The following is a 24,207-nucleotide window of genomic DNA, read 5'->3' on the forward strand; positions in this document are numbered from 1 at the left end:
GCATTAATCCCAATTGCTATCCAGATTATTGGGTTAATGTGAAACTTCATCGCTGCCTGTATTTTTCAGAAACAGTAATAACTCGCTCAACTAACTCGCGTGATTCTGGGTAATTGACAATCAATTCTCTCGCTGCTTCGATATCACCACGTTCTATTGCATTGGCGATAATCATCGCGTTATCCCATCCCCCTAATTTCTCCGCATTAGCTCCTAATTGGGTATGTGCTAACGTGTCTCTAAATTCTGTGCCTTCTGCGTTAACTGACATGGAGAGTGCCTCGATATCTTCCTCAATCATTGCCGCCCACTGTTTAGGATTTTCTGCTTTGATTTGCTGTAGTCTCAAGGCGCGGTCAGTTAGCGGTGAGCGTCCCCAATCGTTGGGATTTTTGTAGTCAAGTGTCATTTGTTAGAATCCTTAAGTACAAATCGTTTTGCGTATCGAGATACATCCTGATTAGGCGATCGCCAAGCTTGCCGGCAGGTGCGATCGCTTCATCATCAGTTTTCACAAAACTCAACAAGTTCAAAAACCTCCCTCTGCACTTGGTTTTGACTTAATTCTTTTCGCCTGCCCTTGGAGTCGTTAAAAACGAAAGGGGCATTGACTCGACAATTAGAACGGTGGCTGTAGCGCAGTTGTTGACCACGGAATTGGTAGAGGTGGTTACGTTGCAAGGCTGTCATTGAAAGCATTTGCTTCCTCAAACTTGGGAGTAGAACTCGATATTTAGGATTGCTTCGTGAATCTCCATCAAAGCTTGCACAGCATCACCCATCTTTAAGTCATTCGATGTACTGAATCGGTCGGAGGCTTCGATTTGCTTGTAATTTGGGGATGCTTGCACAAACCTTAGAGTTTGTTCGCAACCCAGGATGATGGTCATTATTTCGGTTGTTGTTAGGCTTGGCTGTGTCTGCACGGTGTCTTGGTTGCTCATGACTTCTTTCTTCTCCTTTGGGTTTTTATCGCGTAACTTCTAATTCTTTCGCTTGAGAGTGATTTTGTAAGTCTCCCCGTTTGGCTTCAAAACAGTGTGTTGCTCTAAACCTAATTCGCTAGCTGCACTTAAAATTGGGCCGACATTTTCAGACGGTTCACCATGAAAGGTTGTCTCTCCTTTTTTACCTTTATCGAGGTTTCTAGAAATCATTTCTTTAAGCGCCTCAAACCCGGACTGTGACATAATTCCTCCTATTTTCTATACGATACTCTTGCCCGAACTACTGATGATGAGAGCTAGTCCTCTTCTGGGGTTGTGTCTGCATCATGTTTGGGATCTCACAACTTATTTCTTTTCCTTTGAGCTTTTATCGGTGCGGTTGGTGCTTCTGGCTGACTCGGTTTTTGAAGTACATAGCTGATAGCCCCTCCACCACCCACGGCTGCGGCGATGGTGAACATATTGTTACGACCGAAGTACTGCACTCCGAAATAGCCAACTGCGATCGCTGCTGCTGTTGCACCAATGCCTAAAACCGTGTTTCTAAATCTGGATTTGGTCATGCTGCCCCTTTGAAATTAGTGACCATTGCGCTAAGTGCTGATTTATTGGGCTGTGTAGATTGTGCTGTTTCGGGTTTTGGTGATGTTTGCACATTACCGTGTTGAAAAATCAGTTTCTCTACACCTGCTGAAAGTGCTTGTGTTGGCGCATCTTGGGGTAAATCAAAAATCTTGCACAATTCAATTACTGCTAGGTAGGAGATGGTTATACGCCGAGATTCGTAATTCATTGATTAAGCTCCTCTTGCAATTTGAGTTAATAGCTTCAACCCCAAAGCATTGATGAATTGGGGATTGTTCAAGACCACAAAGCCTAAACCGGCTAAGTTTTGATCCACCACTGGCAGCGAAACACCCCCACCCCAGGCGACAAGGTATTTCGCTCTATCGAGGTAATTACCGGAGGTAACGAAATTGGCGAATTTCTCAATCCTGGTACTCCACCATTCATCTAGACACTGGCTGTACTCTGTTTCAAATTTTTTACCTGTGAGGTGGTTGCCGCCATAAGTGAAAGTGCCTTCTAGAATCCCCTGGTTCACCAAGCTGGGCGAGTGCTTCACGTCCTTGGACAGCAGACTCACTCTGTCGTTTCGTTTGTCGAGGGCTTCTGCAATCATCGAATGCAGTTCACCCGCTCCACCTTCAATCAGGTGTCTGTCAATCACTGCACCGCTACCGTTGAACACGGTAATCAACCAAGTTGATGAACCGATATCGAGAGCGATCGCTAATTCTGAGGGGTCTAGTACCAGGGACGCTTCACCGAATAAGCAGTGGGCAATGCTGCCAAAACCTTCGGGATAAATGCCTGTGACTACGATTTCAACTGTCTTGGTGACAATGGAACGGGTTACAGGGTGCAGATGCTCAAAGGTGTGAGTCCCTTCAACTCTGCGCTTAATCTCAGTCGCCCAGCGTTCGGGGTTGTGGTTGCTCAAACTAATTGAAAGCTTTATCCCCGAAGGAATATTCAGAACTGCTAAGTCTGCAAGAATGCTTTCTAGTGCCAGTTCTGCTTTTTTGGCTTTATCTTCGTGCAGTAAAGTGTGGTCACTTTGAGCTAGAGCTGCACTGCCCCAGAAGAATTGAACGTCTTTTAAGTCAAGACGCGTTCCTTCTACATACCGCACCCATGCCCCATCTTTTGAGATGGTTTCGTGGTGCATGATGTTGCGGTTGCGAACAAGTGAGTATGCGGCAGGCATCATGATCGAAAAGTCACTGATGATTGCCTTGCCATACCCTGCACCTGAGTCTTTTCCGGCGATAAGGTCAGTTAGCCCGGATTTGGCTAACAAGTCGGCTTGGACTAGCCAATTTTTGGCATTGGAATATATAGCTGTCATGGTTCAGATGATTGGTAAAGTCTTGATTTTTCTGGCTTGGCGTTGATTTTTAGGCAAATCTAGACAAATCCAGATATCCAGTTAGGGGCAAGCCAAAGCATCACTTTCTGGCTTCTGTTGCCTTTGTTTTGTGGCTGTTTTTGGCTGACAACTTTAAAGTAGCATTTTCTCAGAGAATTATCAGCATAAATAGAAGAATTAATTTACTTTTATCAAAAAAAAATCAGACAGATTGTAGCTAAGTATCTGAGAATTAGCTACTGTCTTGACTGAGGTACACAATTTAAAGTTAAAAAATGCCAGCAGGTAAAAGACCACGAGTAATGTTTGTCACAAGCGATTATGTAAAACAAGCGCTAGAGCGATGGGCAGAGGATGAGGATAAAACTGTTAGCAGCTTATTGGACGAACTTATAAAAGAAGTCTTAGTACAAAAGGGGTATCTAGAACCTCCAAAAAAGTTATTGAGCCAGAGTCATCACAAAAATTAACAGAAGAAATCTCTTCATCCGTATCACACAGAAATTCGCCTGAATGTTATACTAATGAGCAAGTTTCGTATAACACAGCTAGCCAAACAGAGCTTATTATGAGCATTCCAATAGTTACCAGTCGGCAAGAAGGTGCAGCAGAGGTCAGGGTTTTCATGCTGGAAGATGAACGAGAGCAACTCAAGCAGGCTTGCACAAGCATGAAAACGAATATGAGCCACATTTTAAGAGTGCTAGCACTGCAATGGTTAACCGAACAGCACCAAACACCGCACGAATAGTATTAAAGGAAAACATGGTTCAAAATATATGTTCTCGATTAGAAAAAACTGAAACGGTGCTAGTTCATCTAGCACCGTTGATAAAATGGCTTACTCAACTGCTTAAGCACACTGCTTCAAGAGTTAACTGTCTATTGAAAGGGTGGATAGCGCGAGTGGATTTGTTTTTCAGGCAAATGCCTGAGTATTTGCAAGCCTGCAAAACAAAACAGATTAGCCTGTTTTGATACTGTCAAGCAGCTTTTCATGCTAACCTTACCAAAGTAAGTCTGCAAATCAGACTGAAATCAATCAATACAAAAAGGAGGGGGCAACGACACTAGCAGTATATTCGGATAGTCAAAATGGTAAGGGGAGTCGTTAGATAACAGTATTGATGTCCAAGACTTTGGCGGGTCAGACAGACACCAAATTGTTTGAAGAACTAACGAGGCCTCACGACTCGACCCCTGTTCGCAATCTTAGCATACAGGGTCGGATATTTTATGCCTTTTTTTGGACAAATTGCAAAAAAGGCATCTGGCGCTACAATTTTCCCCGACTCTAGATTTAAAGCGGAATGTCAGCAAGAGCTACTTAGATGCAAATAATTTAGGGATGAATTTTAAGCCTAGATGCCTCGTATATGAGGATAGCATCGTGAATATTTTGTTTTTTCAATTAAAAGCTGTTTTATTTTGCCTTGAGCTAAAGCATAGGGCTGATTTCTGCATTTTTGACTATTCATAAACTAATTCCAAACATTACACCAGCCGCTTGGTCAGCTTTGGAAGCAAGTAAAAAATAAGAAATCGGCTAGCTGCCCATACGCAAGACATACGCCTAGCAATTAGGCTACTAACCGTTTATATAGCAATCTCAGTTTAACAATGTCTGCGTAGTTGAGGTAAAGTTAGCACAGCTTTAATCAGGTGACATCAACCCTATAAAACTAATCATGAGAGTTTCATGCTCTTAATTTCAGGCCTTTTAGTCAAGACGATTGGTTTCTTGTAAATCTGAAATTTTTTCTTTACTGAGTAGAGATAAAGTGGTTAGCCATTGGCAACACTTGATATCAGCACTGCTACTTTAGCCATTAACAGTGGGTAGCTCCGATGAATACAACCATTATCGGAGGTTATCAAAATGGCACAAACCAATGTAATTAGCATCAATGAAGCTAATGGAAACGACCAGCTAACTCAAAGCCATTGGCAAGAATGGGTTGTTGGTTCAGGTGTTGACCCAAAGTTAACAGCTTTGAATGTCCGTTCTCTATCAGGGCCATCAATATACGAATATCTGTTATGCGCCCTACCTCAAACTGCCAGACGTAACGATGGGCGACTGCGTGATGGGTACTTGAAACGATATGCCCACGCGGAAGCAGGTGCATGGTGGGTTAGCGGACTTGACCCGCTTAATGATTGGTTGGCGATGGACTGGGGACGGATGAAACCAGATTACCCCTGCCTTGAATGGGACAAGACAACACAGCAGCAAACTCAAAAGCCAGTCAAGTACGAATCACCACCCAAAACTCCCAACCGAGTTACCTACTTGAGAATGCCCCTACATTTATGGCGGTTGGTATCACTCCGGTATAACGTGCCGATGCCAGAACATATTACCATTACCTCGGAGGGAGAGGCGTTAGGTTTTTGGGCTTGGGTAATGGCACATCCAGAAATCCCTGTAATCCTTACGGAGGGCGAGAAGAAGGCAGGTTGTCTCCTCACACTGGGATTTGTAGCGATCGCACTCCCTGGAATCTGGAATGGCCGAGTGGGCAAGGAGGATTTAGAAAGACTTCACCCTGATTTAGTCCCAATGACTCAAAAGGGGCGTAAATTCGTTGTTCTGTTCGACTACGAAAGCAAACCCAAAACCAAACAGCAGATTTTTCAAGCCACACGCCGCACAGCTTCCGCAATTGTAGAACTTTGCTGCCAGTGTGAAGTAGCGCTACTGCCAGGGCCAGAGAAAGGAATTGACGATTGGGTTGTGGTTTTGGGGAAAAAAGCGGATAAAGCCGTCACCACAATGATTGCTGATGCCTTGAGAATCAGCGAGTACAAGCAAAGATTTTTCATTAACCGAGCCAGGGGACTCCATAAGTACAAGCCCAATGTAACGGTGAATACTCGCTATCTCTCGCTTGCAATTCACTCTCTACCTCAATCGGGTTTAGTTGGTTTGGTTTCCGATATGGGAACAGGAAAGACTGAAATCTTGGCAGTTCTCAGAAGAGAGAACCCAAACTTGAGCTTTTTGAACAATGGGCATCGGGTTACTTTGCTCAAGAATCTCAGCGATCGCTTGCAAACAGCAATGTACTCCGCAATTTCTTGCGGGGACTGGGGTCAGGTAAAGGCTCTCAGCATTACCGTGGATTCTCTGTATAAAATGGCGAACGATTTACAGGCTTATGACATTCTATTTATTGATGAAGCCTGTCAGTACCTCGCCCATCTGCTCAAGTCCAAAACCTGCAAGGAACATCGTGGGGCTATCCTGGAAGTGCTGGAGTATCTGGTTTACAATGCCAAGCTGGTAGTATTAGCAGACGCTCACCTCGATGATTTGACCATTGAGTTTTTCATGAATTTGCGACCGACTGGCGAAAAACCTTTCATCATCAAAAACCTGTATCGCTCAGGTGGTCGTCAAGTTCATTGGTACGAGGGGAAAAACAGCAGCGCAATCGTTGCCGAGTTTCACGCTCAACTGATGTTGGGCAAAAAACTGATGATGGTCAGTGACAGTAAGCGCTTCATCAAAAAGTTAGAACGAGCGCTCAATGATGGTTCCGCAATTGATGATAGCGACGAAACACCGGAATCAGCCGAAGACCGCAAGTTACGGGTGTGGGCTATTCACTCGGAAAATAGCGGGTCTGAAGAGAATGTGATTTTCATTAGGGAGATTAACATTGCCATTAAGGATCTTGACGCTTTTTTAATTACTCCCAGTCTCAGTTCAGGGGTTGACATTTCCAGCTATCATTTTGATGCCGTGTTTGGCGTGTTTCATGCTGTCTCGCAGTCGGCTACAGAATGCGCCCAGCAATTATGGCGGTATCGTCCAAATGTCCCCATGTACGTTTGGGTGGCTCCTCGTCCTCCATTTGGTTACGCCGAAACTAATGCCCGACGCATTAAAGAAAAGATTCTTCAGACAAATGAAATGACCGCGTTTCTGATTCGCATTAACCGGGAAACGGGCAAACGTGGGGCTGAGAAGGATTGGGCGTTGGATACCAGTTGTCAGATTGAGGGGCAAAGGAATTGGTCTATCAATAATTTACGGGCTGATCTGCGATCGCTACTTGAAGAAATGGGCAATACTATTGCGCCTGTGGGTGATGCAACCGATGAGGGTGCTTCCCGGTGGATGAAGGCTGCGGGGATTGCCATCGATGAGGAGCATTTTCGCAAGGTGGCTAACGCCAAAGATATTGATAGAAGGACTTATGCGGCTAGGCAGCACCAAGACTATCTCAAACCAGAAGAAGCTTTGGAATGTGAGAAGTTTCGCATTCAGGACTCCTACGGCATGAGCGTTACCCCGGAATTGGTTGAAAAAGACGATGGGGGGCGGTTAATTAAGAAGATAGTCGCACTGGAGGCAATTTTAGCCCCAAGCGGAGAGACAATTACCGATGACCAGGGGCGAGAGTTTGTTGCACCGCCGAATATTGTGGTGGAGCGGGATAAAACGGAGCGTGAACGCTTGAGCATCTGCACCGACTGGAGTAACCATTCTACGTCCTGGCTTATGCGTCATCGGCTGGGATTGAGGGCAGTGTTGATGGATCTCATGTCTGGGGTTGAGATTAAAGGGGACGAAGCGATGATTCAGGTTTTGGCCCAGTTCTCAAAACGCAATGCCTCTCACGTTAAGGGGATTCTCAACCTGACCATTCCCCTCGATGAATCTCCTGTATGGATTTTGGGACAGTATCTTTCTCAACTCGCACTGTCCACCGAATCACGGCGACCGCTTGAAGATGGTAAGCGCGTTAGGTACTATCGCCTCAATACTTCTGATGTAGAGTTTGTCCAGAAGGTATTAGAGTATCGTCAAAGGCAACGGGAAGAGAGGGAACGAAAGCGGCAAGAGTCACTTGAGCGAGATGCGGCTTATGCGGCTAGAATGCAAGCTCAGTATGGGATTAATGCTCCGTCCACACCCCCCATTAATGAAGATGGAAGTAATAATCGGGGGGGTATGGACACAGATGAACAACTCAGTGATTCTTGGTGGGAGCAGGTTAAATATTATGCTCGGCTGGCTATTGAACGTTTAGAGGATGGGGTTGATGCTGTAAAAGAATTACTCAGTACGTTGACGAGTGATGAGCGTTGCGGCGTGATGCTGGAGTTTGAGGATGTTGATCCTGATAAGTTTGCTCAACTGGTGTCCCTTGTGCCCGATTGGGTGGAATGGATGGCATGATACGTATTGAGCCGAGATACGGATACCGTTGGCGAAATATTGCTTAACAAAAAAACGGCGGATTTACCGTGTATTACACGGGAAGAAAAAAATTAAGTTGGCTGCCTCAATTATCAATAAACTAGAAGAAATACTTGTGGAGGCAGTATATGTGCTTACATCCAGAAGAAATTCCTCCTATTCCCGATGAAACGGTACGTGTAGCCAAGGCCGCATTTCCAAAAGGTAATTTATATATGCGACTGCGTGATGAACTTGGAGTGTTTTATCAGGATGAAGATTTCGCATCACTGTATCCACCACGGGGTCAGCCAGCGCAAGCACCTTGGAGGTTGGGGATGATCCTGGTGATGCAGTATTTAGAGAATCTCTCTGATAGACAAGCTTCCGTAGCAGTGCAAGGGCGGATTGATTGGAAATACGCTTTGTCCTTAGAGCTAACAGATCCAGGTTTTGACTTTACTGTTTTAAGCGAATTCCGCGATCGATTAATCACAGGTGGAGTCGAGCGGCAAATACTAGACTTGATGCTGTCGAAATTTCAGGAACTCAAATTACTGTCAGCAAGAGGAAAACAGCGCACTGACTCTACTCATATACTAGCTGTAGTCAGGGATTTAAGTAGACTGGAACATTTGGGGGAAACGCTGCGGTATGCCTTGAATGCTGTGGCCGAAGTCGCACCCATTTGGCTGAAGTCACTAGCTCCTGCCGAGTGGTATGACCGCTATAGTAAACGTCTTGAAGATTCTCGACTGCCAAAAACACTTACCGACAGGGAAGCATTAGCTGAGATCATAGGTGCGGATGGTTTTCATTTACTCGATAACATCTATTCCCAAACTTCCCCCACTGAGCTGCGACAACTCTTAGCCGTAGAAGTCTTGCGTCAGGTTTGGTTACAGCAATACTATGCGCCAACAGACAAAATTCAGTTACGCAGTGACAAAGATGGGCCACCTTCTGCTGTGCGAATTCGCTCTCCCTATGATTTAGATGCCCGTAACAGCACCAAACGCACTACTAACTGGACAGGGTACAAAGTGCATCTAACGGAAAGTTGTGATGAAGATTCACCACACATTATCACTCATGTAGAGACGACACCTGCTACAACTCAAGACCAAACCGTTGTTCCTTCAATTCACCAATCCTTAGCCCAAAAAAACCTTTTACCCCGACAACATTTAGTTGATCAGGGATATACCTCCTCTCAATTGCTTTCTAGTTCCGAGCGCGACCATAACATCGACCTGTTCGGCCCAGTTGCCGTTAACGGTGCATGGCAGGCAAAAGCGGGACTGGGATTTGATGTATCTCACTTTCGAGTCAACTGGAAACGAAAAGTAGTCTATTGTCCCCAAGGTAAGCGCAGTAGTCGGTGGAAAAATACTAAAGACGTTTATGGACATCCAGTAATTCACGTTAACTTCCGTACAAAAGACTGCAAGAGTTGTCCTGTCCGCTCTCAGTGTACCCGTGCAAAATCCGACCCACGAGCGTTAACTATACAGGCACAAACCGATTACGAAGCCCTTCAAAAAGGCAGAGAGCGACAAAAAACCGAGGAATTTCAAAAACAGTATGCACTGCGCTCAGGGATTGAAGGAACTATTTCTCAGGGCATCCGAGCTTTTGAATTGCGCGATTGCCGTTATATTGGTCTAGCTAAAACTCACTTACAACATATCCTGACTGCTGCCGCTATCAATCTAGGTCGAGTTTTCGCTTGGTTGGAGGAAATCCCACGGGCGAAAACTCGCTCCTCACACTTTGCGAGACTGGCAGACTCTACTGTGTGCTAGAAAATATCCGTGATTGCTTGTTGCTTAAATATTAATAGAATTTGAGCATTTCCCGTGTATTACATGGTGAGGCTGGCTATTCTAAGTTAAACTTACGATGTAATACACGGTGAAATTGATGTTAAAACGGGATATTCAGGGAAAGTTTGCGCTCAAGAATCATGATTATCGTGAAGTACGTTCTTTGCGACTGACTGATGACACCTGGAAAAGCTTAGGGATAGCCTCTGAATGTTTGGGTTTAACTAGGGCTGACTATTTAGAACACATTGTTAGACATAACACTCTACCAAGTATTACACGGGAAGACTCAGAATTTTTAGCTCCTGATCAGGGGCAAAACGAACCCCAACCGAGTATTACACGGCAGAGCGAGTTTTCTCTAACATCTGATACGGAGCGCGAAAGACAGTCTGTTGGTTTACCAACTATAAGAGAACTTGAAATTTTACGCGATCGCATTATGTCTGAACTGAAATTAGGTAAGCAAGCTACTGGGTATAAAAATGTTCAGAAGGTTCTCAATCGTTTCATTTCTGAACTAATCGGTTCAGTTTAGCTGTTTGGGGAATTCGCCAACGGTATCCGTATCTCGGCTCAATACCTTTATGGTAGGCGTCATCTGGGAATAATAAATATCACTAAGGCTGATACACGCATAGCTAGACGTTTAAGTTTTAGCTTGATTTTAGATCCGACTGAGCGTATGAATGATTGCAAATCTCTCAATGACTCCTTTGACAAGCAAAACTTCTCGCTGGCTTTTCTGCTGCGGATGATCAACGGTATATCTGACCCAATTTTTGTCAAAAACCACCAACATCAGTGGATACTAGTTAACGATGCCTTCTGTAATTTCATCGGGCATAGCCAAGAAGAATTAATTGGCAAGTCTGACTATGATCTCTTTCCCAAAGCGGAAGCTGATGTGTTTTGGGAAAAAGATGAACTGGTTTTCACTACAGGCATAACTGATGAAAATGAGGAATTTTTTACAGATTCTTATGGTGTAACACACTTGATCCATTACAAAAAATGTTTGTTTGAGGATGAGCTAGGTAATCATTTCTTAGTTGGGACTATTCGTGATTTCACACAGCAAAAGCAGATAGAAGCTGCCCTGCGCCGTAGTAATGCTGTGCTGCAAGCTCAACAAGAAGCTTCAATTGATGGCATTCTGATTATTGATGAAAATCGTCAAATTGCATCATACAATCAACATTTCTCCTATTTATGGCAAATTCCTGCGGCAATAATCCAGACTGGTTCAGACTGGCAACTCCTAGAATGTGTGCTAGACCTACTAGAAAATCCAGCAGAATTTCTTGCTCAAGTCGAATATCTGTACCAGCATCCAGAGAAAAACAGCCGTGATGAAATTGTGCTGAAGGATGGACGGACATTAGATCGTTATTCTGCGGCAGTGCGCTCGCCGGCTGGAGATTGTTATGGCAGAATTTGGTATTTCCGAGATATCACAGAACGCAAACAAGCAGAAGCAGACCTCCGACAGCAAGCACAAGAACTAGAAACAGCATTATACAAACTACAAAACACCCAAACTCAGTTAATTCAAAGCGAAAAAATGTCCAGTTTGGGTCAACTAGTTGCAGGTGTGGCACACGAAATCAACAACCCACTTAGCTTTATTTACGGCAACCTGAACCCGGCTGATGAATACACCCAAAATTTATTTTCACTGTTAGATATCTACCAAAAACATTATCCCCAATCAGTCAAGGCAATTGATGAGTTTGCAGATTTAATTGAACTAGATTTCTTAAGGTCAGACTTACCCAAATTATTCCAATCGATGATCATGGGAACAGAGCGGATTCGAGAGATTGTGCTTTCCCTGCGGACTTTCTCACGCTTAGATGAAGCGGAAATGAAAAAGGTTGATATTCATCAGGGAATTGATAGTACGATAATGATCATCCAAAGCCGCCTCAAGGCTACTGACAAGCGCCCGAAAATTGAGTTGATCAAAGAATACGGCAACCTTCCCTTGATTGAATGTTATACTGGGCAGTTAAACCAAGTATTTCTGAATATTTTAGTGAATGCTATCGATGCTTTAGAAGATTCATTGGTTACAAGTCGGTGGGCAACAAAAAAACACAATAAAACGGATAATCCCCGAATTTATATTCGTACCCAATTACTAGCGCCAAATCAAGTCACAATTCGCATTGCCGACAACGGACTGGGAATACTAGAAGATGCTTTAAAGCAAATATTTAATCCCTTTTTTACGACCAAGCCCGTTGGACGAGGTACGGGGATGGGGCTGGCTATTAGTTACCAAATTATCACAGAAAGACATGGCGGTTATTTAGAATGCATTTCGCAACCAGGAGTTGGTGCTGAGTTTATCATTTGCATTCCCCTCATTCAACAACGTCAAATTTCTAATGGCACGGTGATGCCTACTTAAGAAAGAATTGAAAGGTTTTGGAGTGTAAGCCAACGATAACCATTTCCAGGGTGAACGCATCTTATTTACTAATAAAAACTAAAGGAGATTTCAAAATGACATAGATAATTGTAAAATTTCATAGAATAATAAATAAAATAAATCATTTAATTGTTAAAGATTGCAATTAGCTTATCTTTAGGTCAATACTATTTAGTAATACTAAAAAATTTTAATAGCTTCGGTGTATAAAAGTATGTTTATCTAGAGGGAAAATAAAACTTCCCCCTAAATTATTAAGTTAAACTTAACCGCCTTGGGGTACACCCGTGGCGGTTGGGGCAGATATAGCGTCAGCTAACACAAAGTGCAAACTAAACTCTATTTGGCATTGCGCCAAGATGGAGGTATTTATCAATTGATAAATATTCGTAATAGGTGAATCAGGGGTATAACACTAGAGAAATTCAGGACTTTCTGGGACACCGCGATATCAAACATACTGAAAAATATACCTTGCTGAATGCTCGACGCTTCCTGAATTTTGATTAGGGAGAGTTATGACATTTTGACTGTAGGAGCCATTCAGTTTATAGGTTTTTCAAGCAGTTGAGTCTGAAGTCTGACTCGACCAAAAATCGCCATGCCAATACACATCCCTGACACACCAGCGCCAAGTCCTATACAGATATTGTGTGGTAAATTCATAACTTGATTACATTATTTTTCTTAAGCACCTGGGTATCTCAAGCGTGAAGATACCCTTTTATCTATTTAGGTAAATACTCGCCTAATTGATTTTTAAAAGCATTCAATTTTGACTTAGATTCAATTTTTTTCTTAAAAAAGACTATGAACTCTACAACAAACTACAACCGCGCGATCAAAAAAACCATTCTACAAAGTTACAGGACTGCTCAATGAGTCAGAGAAACTAATAAAGCCTCTGGAATACGTGGTGAGGTGATGAGGAGAACTTAAAGATAAGTGAAAGGCAGGTAATCCCACCTAATAAAAATGAATAAACATCTGGTGACTAATAATTGCATATCAGATTGACGAAGAGATGACAAAATCATGACGAAAGTGTGACGAGATTCATGAGGCTGTGAAACACGAAAAGTAACAAATTATTGACTTGTTGTATATAAAATTAATAACATTCTGAATGTTTCTATCTTAATAGCGGTAAATACTGATGCTGTAAAGAATACAGTGGTTATATCTGATGTGGCAGGAGTAACTTCATGCGACATCCTGAGCATAAACTGTATTATTTAATACAGTTTTTTCTCAGAAATAAATAAACAATTAGTCAAATTTATTACTTGATTCCTGTAAAGTCACATTCAGATTTCTCACAATATCAGGGTTTTTGATATTAAAAAAATGTGGTTAAAGACTTACAGAAAAACTCCTTTTTTGTTGTTGATGGTGCCGCAACTATCGTAACGTGATAGGCTATCAGTTTTGAGACAATCACGCTCAAGTTTATTTGACATAAATACTTCAGATTATTCCTCAACACCTTGAATGACAATTGAGGTTTTAGTTGTTTAAAAATACTTACCTTGATGGAGGTTTTACTTAGTGGGTAACAAGAGAAGCAGACTAAAAACTATCTTGTTTAAAGCTTGTAGTTCTTTGGGAAAAAACGGTCGAAATTGCCTCAATCTATTTGGCTATTTGGTAACAAGCTTTATTGTCTTTTTCGTGAAGGCGGGATCTACCCAAGTCTTGAAAGGCTTTTTCCTCAAAAAGCATCAGCAATTCCCCACAATCAAGAAAATGCCTCAAAATGTTGGGCAAAGTCAGCAAGTTAACAAGTTGGCACGATTGGGACAGCGTTTGCGTGAAAAAGAGTGGAGGCGCTACGGTTACTTACTACTGCTGGGCAAGGCAATGGCTATCATGATGCTGTTCATGGTATTTGCCTTCATCCCCAATTTGGTGGAAACACCAGCTCTGGCAGCCGATCCAGTACTCAAAGGCAATGACATCGTTAACCCGATTAATACCCTCTGGACGCTGCTAGCGGCCTTCCTAGTATTCGCAATGCAGGTAGGTTTTACGATGCTGGAAGCAGGTTTCTGTCGCTCTCGTGAAACCGTCAATGTCTTGATGGAATGCATCGTTGACACCTGTCTTTGCGGTTTATTGTTCTATGCCTGGGGCTTTGCCTTCATGTTCAGTCATGGTAACGGCTTGATTGGACTGAATTGGTTCTTCTTGCAAGGTGCGCCCGCGACTTATGAAAGTTCAGGTGTGGCGTTCCTGGCATTTTGGCTGTTTCAGTTTGCCTTTGCAGACACCTGCTCGACCATTACCTCTGGGGCAATGATTGGGCGGACAGGGTTTATTGGCGATCTTCTCTACAGCATTGGCGTTTCTGGATTCATCTACCCAATTATCGGACATTGGGCTTGGGGGCCAGACGGTTTTCTGGCAACGATGGGCAGCAAAGACACTTTCCTGCCTTTCTTGGGAATTGGCTTCCATGACTTTGCAGGTTCTACAGTTGTTCACACCATTGGGGGATTCATTGCCCTGGCGGGTGCGATCGTCCTCGGGCCGCGTTTGGGTCGTCGGTTCAAGCGCGACGGTGGCGGGCCGATGTTACCCCATGACCTTGTAATTGCTGCATCCGGCGGTCTGATTCTGTGGTTCGGCTGGTACGGTTTCAACCCCGGCTCGACACTTTCGGCGATGGACTTTGTGGGGACTGGACGGGTTGCTGCTAATACTACCTTGGCAGCATGTGCGGGCGGTCTGTCGGCACTGTTTTATGGATATCCGAAAACAAAAAAGTGGGATTTGAGTTTCACAGTCAACGGTTTCTTGGCGGGTTTGGTTGCGATTACTTGCCCTTGCTATTGGGTGAATCCAACAGGTTCTATCATCATTGGGGCGGTAGCTGGCGTAGTTGTCATTCTAGGCATAGACCTTTTGGAATGGCTTCGGATTGACGACCCCATCGGTGCAGTTCCTGTACATGGTTTTTGCGGGATTTGGGGAACGTGGTCGCTGGGCTTGTTTGCCACTGGTGAATTCGGCGCGACTGGGCCCATCTCACCTGATGTTTCTGCACCGTTAAGAGGTCTGTTTTATGGTGGAGGGATACAAGTGTTGAGCGCACAAGTTATCGGCAACCTAATCATTACTGTGTCTACATTCGCTGTGGCACTGGGGTTGATGTATTTGATAAATTTGACCGGGACACTGCGTGTGTCGAAAGAAGGCGAATTGGAGGGTTTGGATTTACACGAGCATGGTATACCAGCCTACCCTGAATATGTTATTAGTTCATCAGCTAATCCTGACAGCTCTCCATTAGGAGAAGTGAATAGATAGAGAGCTTGCGCCAAAAATCCATCAGTCTTTATCCCCATCACTTGGTGGGGCTTTTTTATGGAGAAAAAGTCGGAATTTTGTAGTATGACGACATCTCTTGAAAAGGGGCTAAAGTAAAGCATCCAATGCCTATGGGGGAACAATCCCTGCCCCGAAGCCGTGAAGTGGAGCGGAACATGGGTATCAAGCCCCGTCATAAAGGACGTTCTTGATTGGTCGGAGTACAAGCTCCGTCCAATCCTCCCCCTGCTCCCTGCTCCCCGCTCCCCTGCCTCCGGCGTTGACCACTATCGTATTGAGGTGCGCGGTAGAGAGTTCGTCGTCAAAAACTTCGTATACGAACTAAAAATTTACCCCAATGGCAGAATTATGGCAAATTTGTGGAAAATCAAAAATTGGCTCCCATTATCGCTGATTTCTGGCACGCCAATGGCATCTCAATGGCATACCAATGGAATTTTGAAACATTCTTTCTCAACTAATTATCACTATTGAGAATTAGGGTTAAAACTTCCAAAAGTCCGGCATAACAAAGGTAGAATTACGGCAAACCTACGGTAAATCAAGAGAAAACACGCGGTTTTTCACTTTTTAAAATATCACAGTGATATTATGCTCCAGCCAAAAATTAATATCATTTTCTGACGCACAGTACGCCAAAAAGTTTGGAAAGTTTTTTTGAAAAAAAGTGATGATTTAAGTGAATTTCAAATCACTTGAATCAAAATAAACTACTAAAAAACTACTTTTATACTACAAAAATGACTGTACAGTTGGGATACAGCCGGGATACGGGTAAATTGGGACACATTGTAAAGTTTTGTAACGTTAAAGAGTCGAAACCATTGATTTAGCCTTGTTTCCTACCGGGGTTTTGATGTCAACTGAAGATGAAAACATCACCATAAATGGCCATTTATGGGCAAGTTTAAGAGACTGAATCGCGTGAAGAGTTGATTTTAGTGTGCAAAAATTTGAATGTCTTAATACCATTTTTGGGCAAGTTAGTAAATCGCAAAATCGGTTTCTGCAACATTTGTTTACAACGTGTCCCAAATTGCAGGTATCCCGGCTGTACCCCCTGAAAGGTTAAATGGGAAAATGACCACAACTCATCTGCTCGCTCAATAAGCAAACCATGCTGGGCTTCAATAGCTTTTAACACTCCCAGTGCCTCTGTCAAATTGGCAAGTTTTTGAAATTTAGTTTTATTAGCTTTAGCTTCAAAAAATTCAGCAATGTATTTTGTAATTTCTTTTTGCTCAAACAACACAAAATTTTCTGGGTTTTCAAATTTACGAGATGCAATTTCAATTAACAGTTTTTCTTTATCATCGGAATTTAATGATAGATATCTTTTAGTTCCTATTTCCCAGTCTTTAATATTCTTATCCTTATTCCATTTACTCAGCAGTAAACTTATCGCTTTATCGTACAGCCAATCAACTTGCGATGGCATTTCTCCATTATGCTGTAAGATTAAACACATCAAACTCAACAGCACTGGAGTGAATGTCAGCTCCCTCATTGCTGGGTTTATGTGAACGACATTATCAAATATTTCACATTGCTGTTTTGCTTCTGTATCAGATTTCCCACCTGCCATAAACCAGTTATGCACAAACTTATTAACTTGTTTTTCATTGAATTCTGCAACTTCCACCGAAGTAAAACAAATAGGAATTGATTCCATAATTTGGGTGCGGCAGGTCATAATGAATCGATTATTAGGATAGTCTTCTACGATTTGGCTAAATTGACTCTGCACCATACCCCGTAGTTCACTCGTTGGCACTTCATCAAACCCATCCATAAGCACCAAAAGTTTGCCTTGTTTCAAGAGAACTTGCAACGGCAGAGGTTCTAATTGCTGCTCCAATGCTTGAATCTCTTCTTTTTTTAACCGCTCTTTTCTTAAGCGCTCTTCTAATTCGCTATCTTTTTGTTTTAACTCGCTAATTTGTCTCTTAATATTGTGAATCAAGTTCCAATTTTCTAATCCCAGTTCCTGATCAATCGCATACATTAAACCCCATTGGCCATCCTGAATCTGACGAAATTCAATCAAGACGGCGATCAAGTCCTGCTGAAACTTACCCTTGCACCAATTCACTGCCAAGTGCTTGAGAAATGTTGTTTTACCTGCTCCCGGTTTACCGAAAATCACCAGTTTTGCGTTTTTATCAGCAACATCAAAACCTAGATTGCGATCTCCAAGACGTTTAGCCAATGCTAAACGATCATTTTGAATATCGAAAACTGTTAACAGATTTTTAGGTGTCTTGTAAAGTTTATGTTCAGGTCGATCTAGCAACCACACATCCACATAAAGCTGATCAACTCCAATCGCATCCCCATTCAGCAATCGCATCCTGCTGTGATGATTGAGAATTTTCTGGCGACAGCGTTCTCGAACTTGCTGAATCAGAGTATCGAAAGCGTTTTCTTGCTGGTTGACAGTCTCGCCAATTTTAAACACATCTTCTCTATTTAAGCCTTCTCGAACTTGCTGAATCAGGGCATCAGTATCATTTATTGGCTGGCTGGTACTCTCTTCAATCTTGGAGCTAACGTCTTCCCAATTCAACCGCAACGCTAAACAAATTTTACGGAACTTACTCTCACTAACAGGTTTGTTGTTAAAGAAGTTTGTTACTGTTGTGCGCGATATTCGCGCATGTTTTGCCAGCTTCGACTTATTTCCCTCGAAGTGCTTGAACAGTGAATTGTTCGCCTGTGTCCAATTTGTGAGAATTAAATTTCGTGATCGCCCCATACATCTCGTCAGTTCACCATTTCAGCATACTCAATATTCTATACATGTGAACAAACTTGGATATCAATGAACAATCTTGAACACTTGTTGAACAATGCCTGTACACCTTACAAAGTCAGGCTTTGACAGACTAGAGGCAAGTTAATCTGATATCCAACTATGAAAAAAAGACTGTTAACTCTTGCTACTGTCATCACCACCACTGCCGCAGGTACTAGCCTCTACCTCGCCACCTTGCCTAACCCTACTGACACGCAAAAAGAACTTAGCAACACCAGTAACACAATAACAATTACTGGAGCTACTGCAATCTTTGCTTTTCTCAACGATGACGATGACGATGAAGATAGTAAAGATGCTTAATTGCTTGGGACAACATAACCTTCTAAAAAGGAAGCAATCAAAGCGATAAAAAATAATTGTAGCAGGAGAGTATAAAAGCACATAGAGCGGTGATAGATAACCTTGCTAAAACCCAAGGTTATCTGAGCTGATTTTTAAAGACTCAATTCATCATCCTGCTGGCGTTGCTGTTGCTGCTGTTGCCTTAACTGCTGCCCATAATCGAGTAGCTGCTGATTCCAATCACTGGCTTTAGATTTTTTGATTTGGGACTGTGGCATTAGTTCTAATACACGCTGTGCTGCCGCATCAGAGCTTTTATCGTTACCAAACGCCACCAGTATATTAGGAACTTTCTGCAATCGCTCAAGCGGTAAGCTCTTGATGTCATCAATAGCCATATAGACTGTTCGTTCGGGTGGGACATCGCCCCTGATAAGATACTCAAGCATGGCTCTTGAGATAGCATCGATGGGAGACTTGCATAAAATCGCTCTTGAGGTTTTATCGGTAGCCTTGCCCCCCAAGTGGAAGTAAAACCAGCTATCACGGAGTTTGGTTCCTTTCTCGTATCCCTTAAAAGTGTTGTTCTCTCCCCTAGTTCCTCGTAAGAATGCACCGTTACGTTGACCATCAAGATTCCGCATGACAAAAACAGCGTTTTGTTTGTCATCAGCGTAAACTAGCCCCTGGTTATGAAGCATTTGTACACAATCAGAGCGGATGCCCCGAAATTGATTGAGGTAACGTTCAACGGCAGGCCAGTTGTTTCTGTCTTCAACGGGTGGGGTGAATTGGGGACGGGGTTCAGTCTGGATAATGTCAGCCGCCCTGTTCTTAACGTGAGCGATCGCTGCACGTTCTACGCCAGCTGACCCGAATCGCTCATCTAACCAGACAACCGCCTGCCGAAAATTGCAGTTGTTAACGTGCATCACCAAATCAATCGCACCGCCAGAGCCTTTGGAGTGTTCGGGAGCAAAGTCATAGAATTTTTCCGCATCTATATTAATGATGTGTCCGTGACCCCGCCACCGCTCACGCTCGTAATTTAGCCCCAACTCCCAAGCGACATCCTCTAAAGCCAAGTCGCGCAGTTGTTGAGTTTTCAATTCCAGCGATCGCACTTCTTTTTCTAAACGTTGTCGTTCCTTCTCGCTGGCCCTAGCCCGTTGCTCTGCCCTCTCCAATCGCTCTATCAGGAACTTGCGGTCAGCCAGTTGGTGGTTAATCGCTTGGAACTGGTCATCAGACTGAATCCTGTCTACATAACTACTAGCTGATTCAAAAGGTTCGGGTTCAAGTTTTTTATTCGACCAGACGGCAGTGAATGGTTCACTGTTAACCGCTTGGTAATATTCTTTGACCTTTGTATGGGTTGCCTTACTGCCCTTAACCCCCCGTTCAATGCCCAAAGGAGCCAGTGCAGCAGCATAACTGTCTTGGAGTTTGGATAACTTGATTCTTCCCTGTCCACCTCTGCCGCCAAACATCGCGTCATGACTGACTCTCCCGGTTTTTTCATTCACTGGCACGATGTAGGCGTGAATGTGTGGGGTACTTTCATCCAGGTGAAGTTCTGCCCTGACGCACTTTGACCCATAGTTTTGAGCCAGCCAGTCATGAGATGCGATCGCCCACTGCTGCATCAGTGAATCAGACCACTGCCCCGAAAGGGATGGATCTTTTGGGCGGAAATATTCAGGCGATGCCGAGAGAAACATTTCGGTGCATAACACTGCATCATGCCGAGGGCGATGCTTGAGCGTGGAGATTTTTTCTTTAACTATCTCCTCCAAGGCGCGTGAGTCTTCTCCCCCAATCAACCGGACATTCTATGAGCGTTGGATCTGCATTGGGTGTTTCTCTATTCCTGGTAACATGGTCATCACTTCCGGCAACGTTGCCGAATGTTTTTAGTTTCTCAATCCTGAGAATTGTTAGTGGCGACATAAAAAATTTATGCTACAAATGCAGTACTTTTGTAGTACGAAAAAACCCCGCAGGGCGAACGACGGTTTCATGTCATGAGCGCAGCGAGAGATGGCGCAGCCACCCGCAGGGCATGAAACCATAGTGAGTATGGTATCACTTATACAAAACCCTGAAATCCACTTTTGGGGGAGAAATCGCCCTTACTGCCTGGTGCGAAAATACGCCCAAAAGCACCTTTAGGGGGTATAACGACAGTCGTTTGACAGTCATCGGGTTTTTGGACAATGACTGTCAAACGACTGTCGTTTGGTACACTAAAGGGGTACTTAGGGGTAGTTTACGGCATATTTTGACAGTCATGGAAAATTGGTATTAATCAACACGATGGCTTACTCATAATCCCCTCTAATTCGGTAGGAATACAGGACATGGAGCAACCTGATTTAGAAGTGCTTTCGATTAAGCGCAGTCACGACAGTAGCGATGGCCAGTTGCTGCAATTTTTACGAGAGCGAGAGCGTAAAATGTCGGGCAGAGGTTTGACTAAAATTGTTTTGAGTACTTTGAGAATGTGCTGGGGGCCATTTGTCATGAAGCGTCAGGGTGCTGACAGCGACACTCTAAAGACTGCTGTGATTTACTCTATCTCACAGTTGGAATTACAGATTCACTTGCTCAAGCAATTACTCGATTGAGCGATTCTTTGAAGCACGTTTGCAACAAATCTGTATTATGAATTCTCAATAATTTTAAAGTTATTGAGAATAAGCCAGTTTGATAAAAATGGCTAAAAGCTAGTTGGTGTATGTATTAGACACCAATTTTTTGGTCAAAGCCATGTTCTAAATAGCAGACATTTTGTACTGAATAGTCAAAGTTTCCTGACAGCTATAACAGTTAAAGGCGTGTATAAGCTGTGCAGAATAGCAGACATTTTGTATATAAATAGGGGTTTTAGGTGCAAAATGTCTGCTATTTGTAACTGTGATTAATCAGACAATTTCACTACTTAAAACAAGTTTCATCTCTATTGACAAGCGTGGAGATTGTAAAAGGAACAATTTCTATTCAGGTATGAAGAAAAAAAATCGGATGTTAAGTGGGCTGGCTTAAGTTAATGAAAGAATTATTGAAGTACAAGTGCAACACCAGTGTATTATACGTTCTCAATAATTTTGAAGTTATTGAGAATTCAACAGGCGATCAAAATTTGCTGTAAGTCATAGTCAGTAAGCATTACGCCAGAATTTCTCTCTACATTTCTTATGCTCAACTGGTAGCAGTAGGGCTACTGTATAGCTACCAGTTGGGGAATCATCAAATTTTCAACAACTCGCTTTTTTACTACTCAACTGGTAGCTGTGTGTCACCAGTTGAGCTACCCAACAGCTACCACTTGGGCAAAGTATTTAAAACTACTATTTCAATACTGGTAAACTACATAAAGCCTATGTAATAAGTGATGTTTAGATTGTCTTGTCACAGCCAGCGTTGACTGCACCAGTTGTAACTGTCAATGCCCCAAAAGAGTAATGCTTTAGAGTCGCCTGAGCTTCCAGGGGAAGCGGCTGATTCAATCAGACCCGCTTCAATAGTTCAAGGTCAGGCTTCGTCGCAAGAATTGTCTGCGATTTTTGGCGCAGATTGAACGAAGAATATTTGAACAATAGCCGCAGTTTCAGAGGGGTGAACTCTGAGGCGGCTTTTGTCGTGCTTATGTAGTTTATTGGTATTAAATTTTGAGGGCTATTTTTTTCTTTTTCGGTTTTGACCCTCAAAAACTTTCCGCCAAATATGGCGTACTGTGCGTCAAAAAAAGATGGATTACAAAGTTTATGCGTTCTAAAGCGTGTTTAAAACTCGTTGGCAAATATGGGGATAAATCGGGTGACTTTTGGGAATTATTGGGAATTATTGAGCTAATGAGAATTTGGTGACTGGAAGATGTTGAAGAGGTAAAAAAATCAGGGATGAATTTGAATTTGCGTTCTGTAGAATTGGGATATATTGAGTTTAATTGGTAAGAATTGGTAAGAATTGGTGAAAATCGAGAATTTGGGCGATTTTCGCTGTCATGCACAAAACAGCAAAATCAAAGCACAATTGTAATCTTTAACAAGATTTATTTACAAAGGCTGAAGGCATTACGGTATAGGCGTTTTCGCCTTTTCGGAATAATTCTTAATAAGGGGTCAAAAACGGGGTAAATTTTTGTAGATTTAATGTTGAGTCTTGATTCTGTTTCAAGCCGAATGCTCAACGTTCACTTTGAAAGTGATCAACTACGATAGCCAAGCGATCGCGCATCTTGTGGTCAACCTAATCCAAGATAAAATCAGGAGCGGGAAAAATGAAATTGATGATGAGCCAGGGGTAAGGTATGGAAGTCAAAAGCGAAGTGACAATAAAATTTAGCGGCTCACTACCAACAGCTACACCTCTTGAGAATAAGAAAGTTGCAATCGAGTTAACTGATCAGAATGGCATAGTCTTCACTGCTCAAGTTAATGCCAAAAGTTGGCGCAAGGCTGAAACTAGCGCCTCGGAATTTGCAGACTGGGCTGGGGCTGTATCGGGCAAGCTTGGCGTGCGAACAGAAAACGGGTTTGAGATCATTGACGCTGGGGTTCAAATCTTTGAAAAGAAAGCGAAAGAGCCTAAACCAGATGTAGCGGCGGCTGAAGCTGGCGCAAGTTAATAGATGTGTCTCTTGCGTTCATGAGCAAATTTCTACCTCTGCAATGAGACATTTGCTCTTGTGGAAGCAATCTTAATTGCCGATTACACATGGAGCCGAGATGGCCGGCATAGAGCCGATATCACCCTACTGGCTCTGACAAAATTAGTATGGTGTGCCGTCTTTGTGGACAAATTTCCACAAGCCATTCTCTAAATTGGCCATCAGATCGTCATCGGGATAGCTGCCAACGTCATGCGGTGTTCTGTCCCCGATTTCGAGGTAAAGAACATCTTCTGAGGTTTCGTTAATCAGATGGTGCCCGTTACCAGTGCCAGCCTTGAAGCCGGCACACATACCTGGGCAGAGTTGTGTACAACCTTCATCGGTACGTAGCGTTGGATGCCCCTCCAAGATGTACACGAACTCGTCTTGCAAGGTGTGAGCGTGACGAAGGGCTGAAATTGCCATTGGAGCTAGGCGTGTTAGGTTTACACCAAAGTTCGTAATCCCAAACAAGTCACCTAGTGGGTGTTTCTCCCTGCCCACCATACGCGATGCAAATGGTTCAGGATAGTTTGAGGGCTTAGTTCTTGTTGGTGCATTCCTTGCGTTGATGGCGATCAATTTTTCTCCTTCTGACATCAGAACCTCTTAAGACGGAATGATGAGGGCTAATACCAATTCCAAATTTTTGTCGGCTCTTATTTTGGCAAAGGTATTGTGACTGCTAGCTAATTGATTGTATCCTGTCTGCTTGTTTGTCACATCTGTGTGACTTCAACTAAAAGCTTCCCTAATCCATAGCCTGACTAGCTTTCAGGTTGAATGCCC

The 24,207-nt window shown here is 43.2% G+C and carries 22 protein-coding genes; 10 read left to right on the top strand and 12 right to left on the bottom strand.

Translation table 11 applies throughout. The annotated features are described in order from the left end of the window. Positions 1-46: 46 nt before the first annotated feature. The 7 genes from GTQ43_RS33975 to GTQ43_RS34005 form a co-directional block, all read right to left on the bottom strand. A complete protein-coding gene (locus GTQ43_RS33975) occupies positions 47-409 on the bottom strand; it encodes a hypothetical protein (protein ID WP_265277150.1) in 363 nt (120 codons plus the stop codon). 95 nt (positions 410-504) lie between these two features. Beyond that, positions 505-699: a hypothetical protein gene (locus tag GTQ43_RS33980; protein ID WP_265277151.1), complete on the bottom strand. Its 195-nt coding sequence runs from the start codon at positions 697-699 to the stop codon at positions 505-507. Between the two features lie 8 nt (positions 700-707). Continuing rightward, a complete protein-coding gene (locus tag GTQ43_RS33985; protein ID WP_265277152.1) occupies positions 708-944 on the bottom strand; it encodes a hypothetical protein in 237 nt (78 codons plus the stop codon). A gap of 39 nt (positions 945-983) precedes the next feature. Beyond that, complete coding sequence (locus tag GTQ43_RS33990) at positions 984-1,190, bottom strand: hypothetical protein (protein ID WP_163937935.1); 207 nt, start codon at positions 1,188-1,190, stop codon at positions 984-986. Positions 1,191-1,285: 95 nt separating this feature from the next. Then, positions 1,286-1,510, bottom strand: a complete 225-nt coding sequence (locus GTQ43_RS33995; protein ID WP_265277153.1) for a hypothetical protein — start codon at positions 1,508-1,510, stop codon at positions 1,286-1,288. Further along, positions 1,507-1,740 carry a hypothetical protein gene (locus tag GTQ43_RS34000; protein WP_190959740.1) on the bottom strand — a complete coding sequence of 78 codons (234 nt, stop codon included), beginning with the start codon at positions 1,738-1,740 and terminating at the stop codon, positions 1,507-1,509. Before GTQ43_RS34000 ends, GTQ43_RS33995 begins: the two co-directional genes overlap by 4 nt. A gap of 3 nt (positions 1,741-1,743) precedes the next feature. Next, a complete protein-coding gene (locus GTQ43_RS34005) occupies positions 1,744-2,859 on the bottom strand; it encodes a ParM/StbA family protein (RefSeq protein ID WP_265277154.1) in 1,116 nt (371 codons plus the stop codon). 296 nt (positions 2,860-3,155) lie between these two features. Here GTQ43_RS34005 and GTQ43_RS34010 point away from each other — a divergent pair, with 296 nt between their 5' ends. The 6 genes from GTQ43_RS34010 to GTQ43_RS34035 all read left to right on the top strand — a co-directional run bounded on the left by GTQ43_RS34010 (position 3,156) and on the right by GTQ43_RS34035 (position 12,313). Continuing rightward, positions 3,156-3,350 (top strand): hypothetical protein, encoded by a 195-nt coding sequence (locus GTQ43_RS34010; protein WP_265277156.1) that lies wholly within the window; start codon positions 3,156-3,158, stop codon positions 3,348-3,350. 98 nt (positions 3,351-3,448) lie between these two features. Beyond that, positions 3,449-3,631 carry a hypothetical protein gene (locus GTQ43_RS34015; RefSeq protein ID WP_152592908.1) on the top strand — a complete coding sequence of 61 codons (183 nt, stop codon included), beginning with the start codon at positions 3,449-3,451 and terminating at the stop codon, positions 3,629-3,631. A gap of 1,128 nt (positions 3,632-4,759) precedes the next feature. Further along, entirely contained in the window at positions 4,760-8,071 is a 3,312-nt protein-coding gene (locus tag GTQ43_RS34020; RefSeq protein ID WP_265277157.1) for a plasmid replication protein, CyRepA1 family, read from the top strand. 149 nt (positions 8,072-8,220) lie between these two features. Further along, positions 8,221-9,876: an IS1182 family transposase gene (locus GTQ43_RS34025; RefSeq protein WP_265277158.1), complete on the top strand. Its 1,656-nt coding sequence runs from the start codon at positions 8,221-8,223 to the stop codon at positions 9,874-9,876. A 118-nt stretch (positions 9,877-9,994) separates the two neighbouring features. Beyond that, entirely contained in the window at positions 9,995-10,435 is a 441-nt protein-coding gene (locus tag GTQ43_RS34030) for a hypothetical protein (RefSeq protein ID WP_265277159.1), read from the top strand. Positions 10,436-10,582: 147 nt separating this feature from the next. Continuing rightward, complete coding sequence (locus GTQ43_RS34035; protein WP_265277160.1) at positions 10,583-12,313, top strand: ATP-binding protein; 1,731 nt, start codon at positions 10,583-10,585, stop codon at positions 12,311-12,313. Positions 12,314-12,877: 564 nt separating this feature from the next. Here GTQ43_RS34035 and GTQ43_RS34045 read toward each other — a convergent pair. Further along, entirely contained in the window at positions 12,878-13,000 is a 123-nt protein-coding gene (locus GTQ43_RS34045) for a hypothetical protein (RefSeq protein WP_265277161.1), read from the bottom strand. Positions 13,001-13,882: 882 nt separating this feature from the next. Between GTQ43_RS34045 and GTQ43_RS34050 the strand changes: the two genes are divergently transcribed. Then, on the top strand, positions 13,883-15,643 hold the full coding sequence (locus GTQ43_RS34050) for an ammonium transporter (RefSeq protein ID WP_265277162.1): 1,761 nt from the start codon (positions 13,883-13,885) through the stop codon (positions 15,641-15,643). Between the two features lie 928 nt (positions 15,644-16,571). Here GTQ43_RS34050 and GTQ43_RS34055 read toward each other — a convergent pair. Next, the gene (locus GTQ43_RS34055) at positions 16,572-18,419 is read right to left on the bottom strand and encodes an NACHT domain-containing protein (protein WP_265277163.1); all 1,848 of its coding nucleotides are present in this window, start codon (positions 18,417-18,419) and stop codon (positions 16,572-16,574) included. A gap of 159 nt (positions 18,420-18,578) precedes the next feature. Between GTQ43_RS34055 and GTQ43_RS34060 the strand changes: the two genes are divergently transcribed. After that, entirely contained in the window at positions 18,579-18,782 is a 204-nt protein-coding gene (locus tag GTQ43_RS34060) for a hypothetical protein (protein WP_265277164.1), read from the top strand. A gap of 134 nt (positions 18,783-18,916) precedes the next feature. Here the strand turns inward: GTQ43_RS34060 and mobV are convergent, their stop codons facing one another. Beyond that, positions 18,917-20,560: a MobV family relaxase gene (mobV, locus tag GTQ43_RS34065; RefSeq protein ID WP_321162541.1), complete on the bottom strand. Its 1,644-nt coding sequence runs from the start codon at positions 20,558-20,560 to the stop codon at positions 18,917-18,919. After that, the gene (locus GTQ43_RS41560) at positions 20,544-20,714 is read right to left on the bottom strand and encodes a hypothetical protein (RefSeq protein WP_321162542.1); all 171 of its coding nucleotides are present in this window, start codon (positions 20,712-20,714) and stop codon (positions 20,544-20,546) included. Before GTQ43_RS41560 ends, mobV begins: the two co-directional genes overlap by 17 nt. Positions 20,715-21,124: 410 nt before the next feature. Between GTQ43_RS41560 and GTQ43_RS34070 the strand changes: the two genes are divergently transcribed. Continuing rightward, entirely contained in the window at positions 21,125-21,391 is a 267-nt protein-coding gene (locus GTQ43_RS34070) for a hypothetical protein (RefSeq protein WP_265277165.1), read from the top strand. 1,685 nt (positions 21,392-23,076) lie between these two features. Continuing rightward, positions 23,077-23,394 (top strand): hypothetical protein, encoded by a 318-nt coding sequence (locus tag GTQ43_RS34075; RefSeq protein ID WP_265277166.1) that lies wholly within the window; start codon positions 23,077-23,079, stop codon positions 23,392-23,394. Positions 23,395-23,538: 144 nt separating this feature from the next. Here GTQ43_RS34075 and GTQ43_RS34080 read toward each other — a convergent pair whose 3' ends face one another. Further along, positions 23,539-24,018, bottom strand: coding sequence for a cupin domain-containing protein (locus GTQ43_RS34080; protein ID WP_265277167.1), 480 nt, complete (start codon positions 24,016-24,018; stop codon positions 23,539-23,541). Positions 24,019-24,207 lie beyond the last annotated feature (189 nt).

Source organism: Nostoc sp. KVJ3, from assembly GCF_026127265.1.
In the GTDB taxonomy this organism is placed as follows: domain Bacteria; phylum Cyanobacteriota; class Cyanobacteriia; order Cyanobacteriales; family Nostocaceae; genus Nostoc.